We start from the raw sequence: 668 nt of genomic DNA on the forward strand, positions 1-668 counted from the left end.
TTGCCGGGGTCCCGGGGTTGTAGGGCGGCGGGTGTTCGAGCAGCCAGCCCAGCCCGGCCCCCTCCCCGCTCGAGATCCGCCCGGCATGTGCTTCCATTGCCGCCACCGCCTCGTCGTAGGGGACGAGGGTGTCGCTGATCCGCCACAGGACCGGCCGCATGCCGGATCGCGGTCGAAAATCGGCCGTCGAGGCGGAAAGCCGGGCGCTGCGGGGGGCATCGTTTACCAAGGCTTCACCATATCTCAGGAACACTCTGTCGAGTGAGGCCCGATATGGGCCGATGGAGTTCGTGGCGCGTGGCAGTTTTCGAAGACCTCAAGGTCGATCTCTCGGTCGTGCTCGGGCGCAGCCACATGCCGCTCCACATGCTGCTGCGCATGGGACGCGGCGCCGTGATCGAACTCGAATCCACGGAAACCGATATGGTCGAGATTCTCGCCAACGACCACCCGATCGCCCGCGGCCAGATCGTCGTGACGGGAAACCGGATTTCGGTTGAGATCACCGAACTGATCCGCAAGGCGGAAGTGGTGCGCACGCCCGGCGTGACCATCGGCGACGGGGCGGTCCAGATCCTCGATGGACCGGTGGATCTCATCTGAGACGCATGACGGCGCTTGTCGTGGCAGATTCGATCTGTTATCCGCTGCGCCGCGCCACACGAAAC

1 protein-coding gene is annotated in these 668 nt (G+C 65.1%); it reads left to right on the plus strand.

All coding sequences use genetic code 11. The annotated features are described in order from the left end of the window. The first annotated feature begins 297 nt into the window (after window positions 1-297). A complete protein-coding gene (locus MBTS_RS20885) occupies window positions 298-603 on the plus strand; it encodes a FliM/FliN family flagellar motor switch protein (RefSeq protein WP_018044018.1) in 306 nt (101 codons plus the stop codon). Window positions 604-668 lie beyond the last annotated feature (65 nt).

The sequence above is a fragment of the Methylobacterium bullatum genome, assembly GCF_014845095.1.
Lineage (GTDB): Bacteria > Pseudomonadota > Alphaproteobacteria > Rhizobiales > Beijerinckiaceae > Methylobacterium > Methylobacterium bullatum.